Annotated in this window: 9 protein-coding genes; 3 read left to right on the plus strand and 6 right to left on the minus strand. The window is 70.4% G+C overall.

The window, feature by feature from the left end; translation table 11 throughout:
* Positions 1-105: 105 nt before the first annotated feature.
* The 5 genes from ruvX to ACI3KY_RS13625 all read right to left on the minus strand — a co-directional run bounded on the left by ruvX (position 106) and on the right by ACI3KY_RS13625 (position 5,951).
* Complete coding sequence (ruvX, locus tag ACI3KY_RS13605; protein WP_404930701.1) at positions 106-573, minus strand: Holliday junction resolvase RuvX; 468 nt, start codon at positions 571-573, stop codon at positions 106-108.
* Positions 574-586: 13 nt separating this feature from the next.
* Positions 587-3,244: an alanine--tRNA ligase gene (alaS, locus tag ACI3KY_RS13610; RefSeq protein ID WP_404930702.1), complete on the minus strand. Its 2,658-nt coding sequence runs from the start codon at positions 3,242-3,244 to the stop codon at positions 587-589.
* 97 nt (positions 3,245-3,341) lie between these two features.
* The gene (locus tag ACI3KY_RS13615) at positions 3,342-3,638 is read right to left on the minus strand and encodes an ATPase (RefSeq protein ID WP_404930703.1); all 297 of its coding nucleotides are present in this window, start codon (positions 3,636-3,638) and stop codon (positions 3,342-3,344) included.
* Positions 3,639-3,808: 170 nt separating this feature from the next.
* Positions 3,809-4,438 (minus strand): 30S ribosomal protein S4, encoded by a 630-nt coding sequence (rpsD, locus tag ACI3KY_RS13620; protein WP_194415420.1) that lies wholly within the window; start codon positions 4,436-4,438, stop codon positions 3,809-3,811.
* 193 nt (positions 4,439-4,631) lie between these two features.
* Positions 4,632-5,951 (minus strand): replication-associated recombination protein A, encoded by a 1,320-nt coding sequence (locus ACI3KY_RS13625; RefSeq protein WP_404930738.1) that lies wholly within the window; start codon positions 5,949-5,951, stop codon positions 4,632-4,634.
* A gap of 171 nt (positions 5,952-6,122) precedes the next feature.
* Here ACI3KY_RS13625 and ACI3KY_RS13630 point away from each other — a divergent pair, with 171 nt between their 5' ends.
* The 3 genes from ACI3KY_RS13630 (at position 6,123) to ACI3KY_RS13640 (ending at position 9,021) form a co-directional block, all read left to right on the plus strand.
* Positions 6,123-6,431, plus strand: a complete 309-nt coding sequence (locus ACI3KY_RS13630) for a dioxygenase (RefSeq protein ID WP_404930704.1) — start codon at positions 6,123-6,125, stop codon at positions 6,429-6,431.
* A gap of 643 nt (positions 6,432-7,074) precedes the next feature.
* Positions 7,075-8,352 (plus strand): DUF349 domain-containing protein, encoded by a 1,278-nt coding sequence (locus ACI3KY_RS13635; RefSeq protein ID WP_404930739.1) that lies wholly within the window; start codon positions 7,075-7,077, stop codon positions 8,350-8,352.
* 102 nt (positions 8,353-8,454) lie between these two features.
* A complete protein-coding gene (locus ACI3KY_RS13640) occupies positions 8,455-9,021 on the plus strand; it encodes a hypothetical protein (protein WP_404930705.1) in 567 nt (188 codons plus the stop codon).
* Here the strand turns inward: ACI3KY_RS13640 and ACI3KY_RS13645 are convergent.
* Positions 8,991-11,240 carry a RelA/SpoT family protein gene (locus ACI3KY_RS13645; protein ID WP_404930706.1) on the minus strand — a complete coding sequence of 750 codons (2,250 nt, stop codon included), beginning with the start codon at positions 11,238-11,240 and terminating at the stop codon, positions 8,991-8,993. The genes ACI3KY_RS13640 and ACI3KY_RS13645 overlap by 31 nt on opposite strands.
* Between the last annotated feature and the right edge of the window lie 35 nt (positions 11,241-11,275).

The following is an 11,275-nucleotide window of genomic DNA, read 5'->3' on the forward strand; positions in this document are numbered from 1 at the left end:
AGCCCGCCTGATGCCCGACTCATCGCCTGACGGCGACGCCGTACCCTCGTCGCGCCGCGCGGCGCGACGAGGGTACGGCGTCGCCGTCAGGCGATGAGTCGGGCATCAGGCGGGCTCCTGGGGGACGGGGGTTCCGGGGGGTCGTCCGGTGCTCTTCTCGACGTCGAGCGCTTGCTGGAGCAGGACGACCGCGGCGACCTGGTCAACGATGCTACGCGAAGATCGCTGGGATCTGCCCGAACTGCGCAGTGCCGCGTGTGCGGAGACGGTCGAGAGGCGCTCGTCGACGAGGCGTACGGGAAGAGCGGATGCCGCCGCCAGCGCGGCCGCGAAGTCACGCGCGTCCTGCGTGGAGGCGGTGTCCTCACCCCGGAGATTCATCGGCAGGCCCACGAGCAGTTCGACGGCCGAGTACTCCTCGGCGAGGGCGGTGATCCGCGCCACCGAGGCGTCGTTGCGTGGCACCGTCTCGACCGGCGTCGCCAGCAGACCATCGGGATCGCACGTCGCGACACCCACCCGCGCCTTGCCGACGTCGATGCCGAGGCGTCTGCCCCGTCTGAACCCGCTCACCGGCGCCCGCCGTTCACGCGCCGAGTGCGTCCTTCACGGCGGTCAGCGCCGCGGGCAGGGCCGCGGCATCCGTCCCACCGCCCTGTGCCACGTCGTCGCGTCCGCCGCCGCCGCCGCCGAGGACGCCGGCCGCGCCCTTCGCGAGCACGCCCGCCTTGGCTCCCGCGGTGCGGGCCGCCTCGTTGGTGGTGACGATGACGACCGGCCGGTCGTTGACGACCGCGCCCAGCGCGACGACGGCGGCGTCCGAGCCGAGACGCTCGCGCACCTGCAGCGCGAGCGAGCGCACGTCGTCGGCGGAGGCCGCCGTGCCGAGGGGCTCGGCGACGACGAGCGTCTCGCCCACCCGGGTCGCGGTGGCTGCCAGTGCGGGCAGCCGGTCGCCGAGCGCCTTGGACTCGAATGCGGCGATCTTCTTCTCCGCGGCCTTGAGGTTGGCCTGGAGCTCCGCGATGCGCGCGGGCAGCTGGTCGCGTGGCGCCTTCAGCGACGTCGTGAGCTGCGACACGATGGCGCGCTCGGCCGCCAGCGAGCGGAACGCATCGAGGCCGACGAGCGCCTCGACCCGTCGGTTGGCGGCGCCGACCGACGACTCGCCGAGCAGGCTGATGAGCCCGATCTCGGCGCTGGTGGAGACGTGCGTGCCCGCGCAGAGCTCGCGCGACCACGGGCCGCCGATGTCGACCATGCGCACCGTGTCGCCGTACTTCTCGCCGAACAGCGCCATCGCACCGAGCGACTTCGCCTCGTCGAGCGGCAGCACCCGCGTGGTGACCTCGAGGTTGTCGCGCACGGCGTTGTTGGCGATCTCCTCGATCTCGGTCTTCGTGGCGTCGGACAGCGCCTGACCCCACGAGAAGTCGAAGCGCATGTAACCCGCCCGGTTCAGCGAACCCGCCTGCGTCGCGGTCTTGCCCAGCGTGTCGCGGAGCGCCGCATGCACGAGGTGGGTCGCGGAGTGGGCCTGGCGCGCCGCACGGCGGTTCGCGGCATCCACCACCGTCGTCGCGGGCTGACCCACGCCGACCTCGCCGGTCGACACCTCGACGGTGTGGCTGATGAGCCCCGCAACCGGCTTCTGCACGTCGAGCACCTCGAGCTCGTAGCCGGGGCCGACGATGACGCCCTTGTCGGCGACCTGGCCGCCGGACTCGGCGTACAGCGCGGTCTCGGCCAGGATCACCTCGGCGATCTGACCGACGCTCGCACGGTCGACAGAGACACCGTCGACGAGGATGCCGAGCACCTGCGACTCCGCCTCGAGGTCGGTGTAGCCCGTGAAGACGGTCTCGCCCTGCGCCCGCAGGTCGCGGTACACGCTGGTGTCGGCGAGCTGGCGCTTGCGGGCACGGGCATCCGCCTTGGCGCGGGCGCGCTGCTCCTGCATGAGGCCGTCGAACGCCGCACGGTCGACGCTGAGGCCGGCCTCCTCGGCGATCTCGAGCGTCAGGTCGATCGGGAAGCCGTACGTGTCGTGCAGCAGGAACGCCTCGGACCCGGTGAGCGTGGTGCCGCCGGTCGCCTTCGTCTCGGCGAGGGACTCGTCGAGGAGCGACTCCCCTGCTGCGAGCGTGCGGAGGAACGTCGCCTCTTCGGCCAGCGCGTACTGCGAGATGCGCGCCCAGTCGGTCTCGACGACCGGATAGGCGTCCTTCATGGCGTCGCGGGATGCCTCGAACAGCACGCCGAACGTCGGCCCGTCGACGCCCAGCAGGCGCATGGAGCGGATCACGCGGCGCATCAGGCGGCGCAGGATGTAGCCGCGGCCGTCGTTCGCCGGCGTGACGCCGTCGGACATCAGCATCAGCGACGAGCGGACATGGTCGGCCACCACGCGGAACCGGACGTCGTCGTCATGGTTCGCGCCGTACGTGCGACCGGACAGCTCGACCGCCTTGTCGAGCACCGGCCGCACCTGGTCGGTCTCGTACATGTTGTCGACGCCCTGCTTGATGAACGCGATGCGCTCCAGGCCCATGCCGGTGTCGATGTTCTTGTTCGGCAGCTCCCCGACGATGTCGAAGTCGTACTTCGAACGCACGTTGGTGATCTCGTACTGCATGAACACGAGGTTCCAGATCTCGACATAGCGGTCGTCGTCGGTAGCGGGACCGCCGTCGATGCCGTACTCCGGACCACGGTCGAAGAAGATCTCGGAGCAGGGACCGGCGGGTCCCGGCAGGCCGGTGCTCCAGTAGTTCGTGTCCTTGCCGAGGCGCTGGATGCGCTCCTCGGGCAGGTCCGTGAGCTTCAGCCAGAGATCGTGCGCCTCGTCGTCCTCCTCGTAGACGGTGACCCACAGGTCCTTCTCGTCGAAGCCGAGCCCGCCGTCGGCCTCGGGGCTCGTCAGCAGATCCCAGGCGTAGCGGATCGCGCCTTCCTTGAAGTAGTCGCCGAACGACCAGTTGCCCAGCATCTGGAAGAAGGTGCCGTGACGCGGCGTCTTGCCGACCTCTTCGATGTCGTTGGTGCGGATGCACTTCTGGTTGTCCGCCGCGCGCGCGTACGGCGCGGGCACGTCGCCCGAGAGGTACGGGATGAACGGCACCATGCCGGCCACCGTGAACAGCAGGGCCGGGTCGTCGGTCACCAGCGATGCCGAGGGGACGATGGTGTGGCCGTTCTTCTCGAAGTAATCGAGGAAGCGCTGTGCGATCTCGGCGGTCTTCATTCGGGTCCTTGCGTGTGCGTGCGAATGCGTGCGTGTCGGGGGGGGGGGTATCCGGCGACCGGTGCCGAGGCCCGGACGCCGGGGAGGGGGTGACGGATCAGTCGGTGAGCTTGTCGGCGGCGCCCTGGACGGCGCCTGCCGCGTTGTCGACGACATCGGACGCCGCGGTCCGGGCTGAGCCCACGGCGTCGGCGGCAGCATCCCGCACGTCGTCGACCAGGCCCGAGAACCGCGCTTCCTGCTCGCGGTAGGCGTCGCCCATGCGGTCGGTGAACTCCGTGATGCGGGCATCGACGTCGGCGAGGATCTCGTGGCCGCGCGGGTCCTTGTCGACCAGGTGCGCGAGCACGAATCCGCCGGCGATGCCGAACACGAACCACAGGAGGTTCTTCATGTCATCACTTCCTCGCGGGCCGCCGGGGCGCGGCATCCCCCCATCGTATGCCGAAACGATCGTCGTGATGCCGATGCGGATGCGCCGTCCGGCGACGACGAAGGGCGCCGGGGATGAACCCCGGCGCCCTTCTGCTTCGGTCGTCGAGCGAACGAAGCCAGACGAAACGCTTAGCGCGCCGCGTAGTACTCGACGACGAGCTGGACTTCGCAGACCACGGGGACCTCGGCACGCTTGGGGCGACGCACGAGACGGGCCTGGAGCTTGTCGAGCTCGACCTCGAGGTAGCCGGGAACGGGCGGCAGGACCTCGGCGTGACCGCCGAGCGCTGCGACCTGGAAGGGCTCGATGCCCTCGCTCTTGGCCTTGACGTGGATGAGCTGACCCGGCTTCACGCGGAACGACGGGCGGTCGACGAGCTGGCCGTCCACGAGGATGTGGCGGTGCACGACGAGCTGGCGGGCCTGCGCGGTGGTGCGGGCGAAGCCGGCGCGCAGCACGAGCGCGTCGAGACGCATCTCGAGGAGCTCGACGAGGTTCTCACCCGTCAGGCCCTGGGTGCGGCGGGCCTCGTTGAACGTGTTGCGCATCTGCTTCTCGCGGATGCCGTACTGCTCGCGCAGACGCTGCTTCTCGCGGAGGCGGACGGCGTAGTCGCTGTCCTGCTTGCGCTTGGTGCGGCCGTGCTCACCCGGCGCGTAGGGGCGCTTCTCGAGGTACTTGGCTGCCTTGGGGGTCAGCGCGACGCCGAGGGCGCGGGAGAGGCGGACCTTGCGGCGGTCCTGGGACTTCGTTGCCACGAAGTGTTCCTTTCGATGACGCTGCCGTGTCTTTCACGGCTCGCGGACGTATCGCCCTGTCTTCGCCCTGTCCGGACTGCACGCCGGGGCATGCCGGAAGGTCGGTCAAGAAGAGAGGGGATGCCCGAAAACTGCGTTTCGAGCCCCTCAACCTTACCAGATCCGCGGGATGCCCCTCATGACAGGGTCGTCGTCATCGTTCGCCGTCGAGGATCCGGCGGATCTTCTCGAGGCGCGCCTGCACATCGCGCTCCGCACCGAGTGCCTTCGGCTCGTAATACCGGCGGCCCACGAGCTCGTCGGGCAGGTACTGCTGCGCGGCGATGCCGATCTCGGCGTCGTGCGGATACACGTACCCCTTGCCGTGACCGAGGCGCTTCGCACCCGGGTAGTGCGCATCCCGCAGGTGCACCGGCACGCGGCCGAAGCCGCCCGAGCGCACATCGGCGATCGCGGCGTTGATGGCCAGGTAGGCCGCGTTGGACTTCGCCGTCGTCGCCAGATAGACGGTCGCCTCGGCGAGCGGGATGCGGCCCTCCGGCATCCCGATGAACTGCACCGCATCGGCCGCGGCCACGGCCATCGGCAGGGCATGGGGGTCGGCGAGACCGATGTCCTCGGCGGCCGAGATGATGAGGCGCCGGGCGATGAAGCGGGGGTCCTCCCCCGCCTCGATCATGCGCGCCAGATAGTGGATCGCCGCATCGACGTCCGAGCCGCGGATGGACTTGATGAAGGCGCTGATGACGTCGTAGTGCTCGTCGCCCTGACGGTCGTACCGCAGGAGCGCCCGGTCGACGGCCTGGGCGACGTGCTCGGGCGAGATCACGGGCACGCCGTCGACGGCATCCTCGTCCTCGTCCTGGTCTTCGTCGCCGTCAGCCTCCTCGGGCACCGCCAGCGACGCCGCGGCTTCGAGGGCGGTCAGCGCCCGGCGGGCGTCGCCCGAGGCAAGGCGCACCAGGGCGTCGCGGGCCTCGTCGCTGAGCGCCACGGCGCCCGAGAGGCCTCGCGGATCGGCGACCGCGCGATCGAGGAGCATGCGGAGGTCGTCGTCGGTCAGCGGCTTGAGCGTGAGCAGCAGCGAACGCGACAGCAGCGGCGAGATGATCGAGAACGACGGGTTCTCGGTGGTCGCGGCGATGAGCACCACCCAGCCGTTCTCGACACCGGGAAGCAGGGCATCCTGCTGGGCCTTCGTGAAGCGGTGGATCTCGTCGAGGAACAGGATCGTGGACTGCCCGTACAGGTCGCGCTGAGTGAGCGCCTCCTGCATGACCTCGCGCACGTCGCGCACGCCTGCCGTGACGGCCGAGAGCTCGACGAAGCGCCGGCCGGAGGAGCGCGCGATGGCCTGCGCGAGCGTGGTCTTGCCGGTACCAGGCGGACCCCACAGGATCACCGATGTCGCCGCGCGGGCTGCGGCATCCGGATTGGCCAGCGTCACGAGCGGCGAGCCCGCGCGGAGCAGGTGCGACTGCCCTGCGACCTGATCGAGCGACGTCGGACGCATGCGCACAGCCAGGGGGGTCAGCCCCTGGAAGAGCGCGGTCGGACTCGTCACCTCACCAGGCTATCCCGCGCTCACGACACCGGATCGGCCGGTGTTTTGGTCGCCGCCGCGCGGCACCGTAGGATCAAGCCGCCCGGGTGAGCCTGCGGGCGTACCGAACGAGGAGGTCACGTGGCGACCGGTGGCAAAGACCGCGACACGCGGGCTGCGCGGGAGCGCACACGTCTGTACGAAGCGCGACGCCAGTTCCACGATGGCCAGGAGCGCCGTCGCACGCGTGACAACCTCATCGCGGGCATCGTCGGCGGTCTGCTGATCCTGGGCCTCATCGGCGCGCAGACCGCGTACTTCGTCGCCGGTCCCGGCGCCCCCGTGCCGTCTCCCTCCTCGACGCCCACCCCGACCTCCACGGTGCCGGGCCCGACCCCGTCGTCGACCGCGACGCCGGAACCGGGCGCGACTCCCACGCCGACGCCCTGACGTCACGCGGTCCGGCCGCAACGACATCGGAGACACGGCACCCGCCGTACTAGGCTGTGAGCCGTCCTACTCCCTACAGACGGCGCAAGCCGCGATGAGGTGCATTCCCGTGACTGCCGCAGCAGATTTCCAGCCCGAGACCGACGCCGAGAACACCGCGACCGACGAGACCGAGACTTCGGCCGTCGACGACGTCTCGCCCACAGCGGATGCCGTGGAGGATGCCGAGACCTCGGCCGACGCCGGCGGTGAGGCCCAGGGCGAATCCGAGCTCGAACCCGAGGCCGAGTCTCTGACCGAGACCGCCGCTGAGGCCGGCATCGACGAGGGATCGGACGACGACGTCGCGGAGGCCGATGCTGCGGAGCCTGCCGAGGCCGCGGAGCCTGCCGAGGCCGCGGAGCCTGCCGAGGCCGCGGAGCCCGCGGAGGCTGAGACTGCGGAGCCTGCCGACGCTGCAGCTGCGGAGCCTGCGGACGCCGAGACCGGGGAGCCCGCCGCGGCTGACGCCGCGGAGCCTGCAGACGCTGAAGCTGCGGAGTCCGCCGAGGAGGCGGCCGCGGAGACCGCGGAGGCACCGGCATCGACCCGGCCCGTGCCCACGCCCGCCGCACCGTCCCCGGCAGTGCCGCGACCGCGCCCGGTGCCCAAGCCGGCGGCGGCGAAGCCCGCCGTCTCCGAACCCGCTCCGTCGTCGGGTGAGCCGTGGGGCCGTGTCGACGAGGACGGCACCGTCTCGGTCCGCGAGGCCGGCGGATGGCGCGTGGTCGGACAGTACCCGGACGGCTCCCCCGAGGAGGCCCTCGCGTACTTCGAGCGCAAGTACGCCGACCTGGCGAGCGAAGTGACGCTTCTCGAGGTGCGCCACCGCCGCGGCGGCGCATCGGTCGCCGACCTGCGCTCGACCGCGCGCACGATCAACGGCAAGCTTCAGGATGCGGCGGCCGTCGGCGACCTCGCCGGCCTCGTCGCCCGTGTCGACGCGTTGACGAGCACGCTCGCCGCCGAGTCCGAGACCGAGGCCGTGGCCGCCCGCGAAGCCGTCGACGACGCTGTCAAGGCGCGGACCGAGCTGGTCGAGAAGGCCGAGGCCCTGGCCGCCCGCGACCCGCGCACGGTGCAGTGGAAGCAGGCGACCTCCGAGCTCAACACGCTGTTCGAGGAGTGGCAGTCGCAGCAGCAGAACGGCCCGCGGCTGCCGAAGTCGACCGCCCAGCAGCTCTGGAAGCGATTCCGCGACGCGCGAGCGATCGTCGACAAGCACCGCCGCGCCTTCTACGCCGAGCTGGACGAGGCGCACAAGGGCGTTCGCGATCGCAAGACGCGCCTGGTCGAGCGGGCCGAGGCGCTCGCGCCCAAGGGTGAGGACGGCATCCCGGCCTACCGCGACCTGCTCGACGAATGGAAGACGGCCGGTCGGGCCGGCAAGAAGGTCGACGACGCGCTGTGGGCCCGGTTCAAGGCCGCCGGTGACGCCCTGTACGGCGCGCGGATCGAGCGCGAGACGGCAGACCTCGAAGCCTCCCGCGAGAAGATCGAGCTCAAGCGCGCACTGCTGGACGAAGCGAAGGTCGTCCCGGACGAACGCGACATCGCCAAGGCCCGTGCCATTCTGACCGGCGTGCAACGGCGCTGGGACGAGGTAGGCCGGATCTTCCCGCGTGACACGGAGCGTGCGCTGGACGACGACCTGCGTCGCATCGAGAACGCGCTGCGCTCTCGCGAGGAAGCCGACTGGAAGCGCAACGATCCCGCCCAGAAGGCGCGCGCGAACGACATGACGCGTCAGCTGACGGATGCCATCCGCAAGCTCGAGGACGAACTCGAGGCCGCCAAGAAGTCGGGCGACAAGCGGGCGATCGCCGACGCCACTGACGCGCTCGAGGCGCGCCGGACCTGGCTGAAGGCGCTCGGCGGCTGACCCGTCGCCACGGGCCCGTCGCCGCGGGCCCGTCAGCGGGGTTGTCCACAGGGCGCCGTGCGCGGCATCCGTCGTCCTCGCGCGGTGCGGCAGACTGCGGACGTGGGATCACCCTTCCTCTACTTCGCCGATGAGCGGCTCTCGAGCGCCGAGCTGACTGCGGCCTGCCTCGACGGGCATCTCGTCTCGCTCGGCGACGCCTACATGCCCGCCGATGCGGTCGAGACTCCGGCGCTGCGTGCCGGTTCGCTGGCGCGCACGCTCGGGGACACACTGGCAGCGACGCATCTGTCGGCGGCGTGGATCCACGGCGGCCTGCCGGTGCCGCCGGCGCGCCACACGGTGCAGCGCGCGGTGGCGCGCCGCCTTCACGTCGTTCCGCACCGTCAGCTGGTCTACCGCGACCTCGCTGTTGCCGGCGAAGACCTGCAGCTGCTCGGAGGGGTGCTGGTCACCAGCCCCGAACGCACCCTCGCCGACCTCGCCCGGGTGGGCGACGACGATCACGCGCGTGCCGCGCGCCTGCTGGCCGGCGCGGATCCGGATGCCGCGACCCGCGCGATCGCGCGGCTGGAGGCAGGCGTCCTCCCCCACAAGCGGGTGGCGCTGGCGTGCTTGCGCACGATCGTCGCCGCGCCTCAGGACGAGGTGACGCGGTACACGTCGTAGACGGCGTCGATGCGCCGCACGGCGTTGAGCACACGATCGAGGTGGACGATGTCGCCCATCTCGAACACGAAGCGGCTCAGCGCCAGCCGATCGTTCGAGGTCGAGACCGTCGCCGAGAGGATGTTGACGTGGTGCTCGCTGAGAACACGGGTCACATCGCTCAGCAGGCCCGAGCGGTCGAGCGCCTCGACCTGGATCTGCACGAGGAACACACTCTTGGTCGTCGGCGCCCACTCGACCTCGATGATGCGCTGGGGGTCCGCCATCAGCGCGGCGACGTTCGTGCAGTCGGTGCGGTGCACCGAGACTCCGCTGCCGCGGGTCACGAAGCCGACGACTTCGTCACCGGGCACGGGCGTGCAGCACTTCGCGAGCTTGACGAGGATGTCGGGTGCACCGCGCACCAGGACGCCCGAGTCGCCGCCCCGCGGCGCGCGGGTGCGTCCCACGACGGGCAGGTCGATCGGACCGGTGGTGGTGTCGTTGGCCGCGACCAGCGCGGTGACCTTCTCGATGACCGACTGCGTCGAGACATGGCCTTCGCCGACGGCGGCGTACAGTGCCGAGACGTCTTCGTAGCGCAGCAGGTGCGCCACCTCGGTGAACGAGTCCTGGCTCATGAGGCGCTGCAGCGGCAGGTTCTGGCGGCGCATCGCGCGGGCGATGGACTCCTTGCCCTGCTCGATGGCCTCCTCGCGGCGCTCCTTCGTGAACCAGCCGCGGATCTTGTTGCGCGCACGGGTGCTCCGCACGAAGCCCAGCCAGTCCTGGCTCGGACCGGCGTCGGGGTTCTTCGAGGTGAAGACCTCGACGACGTCGCCGCTCTTGAGCTCGGACTCCAGCGGCACGAGTCGCCCGTTGACCTTCGCGCCCATGGTGCGGTGGCCCACCTCGGTGTGGACCGCGTACGCGAAGTCGACCGGGGTCGCCCCCGCCGGAAGCCCGATCACGCGGCCCTTCGGCGTGAAGACGTAGACCTCCTTCGCACCGATCTCGAAGCGCAGCGAATCGAGGAACTCGCCGGGGTCGGCCGTCTCGGCCTGCCAGTCGGAGATGTGGGCGAGCCAGGCCATGTCGGTGTCGAGCGACTTGGAGTCCGGCTTGGCGCCGTTCATCTGCTCTTTGTACTTCCAGTGGGCCGCGACGCCGTACTCCGCCTGCTGGTGCATCTCGTGCGTGCGGATCTGGATCTCGACGGTGCGGCCGCCGGGGCCGATGACCGTCGTATGCAGGGACTGGTAGAGATTGAACTTCGGCGTCGCGATGTAGTCCTTGAAGCGCCCCGGGAGCGGCGTCCAGCGGGCGTGGATCGCGCCGAGGACGGCGTAGCAGTCGCGCACGCTGCCGACGAGCACGCGGATGCCGATGAGGTCGTAGATGTCGTCGAACTCGCGGCCGCGGACGACCATCTTCTGGTAGACCGAGTACAGCTGCTTGGGACGGCCCATCACGCGGCCGCGGATGCGCAGCTCGCGGAGGTCGCTGTCCACCGCGTCGATGACGTTCTGCACGTACTGCTCGCGCTGAGGGGTGCGCTGCTTGACCAGGCTGTCGATCTCGGCGTAGAGCTTCGGATGCAGCACCGCGAACGAGAGGTCCTCGAGTTCGGACTTGATGGCCTGGATACCGAGCCGGTGCGCCAGCGGCGCATAGATCTCGAGTGTCTCGGTCGCCTTCTTGCGGGCCTTCTCGGGCGGCACGAAGCCCCACGTGCGGGCATTGTGCAGTCTGTCGGCCAGTTTGATGAGGAGGACGCGGATGTCGCGCGACATCGCGACGATCATCTTGCGGACGGTCTCGGCCTGAGCGCTCTCGCCGTACTTGACCTTGTCGAGCTTCGTGACGCCGTCGACGAGCATCGCGACCTCGTCGCCGAACTCGCTCGTCAGCATCTCGAGCGAGTAGTCCGTGTCCTCCACAGTGTCGTGAAGGAGAGCCGCCGCGATCGCGCGCGGACCGAGTCCCAGATCCGCGAGGATCTGAGCCACGGCGAGGGGGTGGGTGATGTACGGCTCGCCGCTCTGGCGCGCCTGCCCGGAGTGGGCGTTCTCGGCGACCGAGTACGCGCGTTCGACGATCGACAGATCGCCCTTGGGGTGGTGCGTGCGCACCGTCCGCAGCAGCTGCTGGACGTCGTCCCGTCGCGCCGAACGCGAGAAGATCCGCGGCACCAGACGCCGCAGCGACGAGGACTGGGCGGGGGGAACGGTCTCGGTCATGCGATCCCCTCCCCTCCGCCAGACCTCCCAATCCT

The organism is Microbacterium sp. ZW T2_14, assembly GCF_044987405.1.
Taxonomy (GTDB): domain Bacteria; phylum Actinomycetota; class Actinomycetes; order Actinomycetales; family Microbacteriaceae; genus Microbacterium.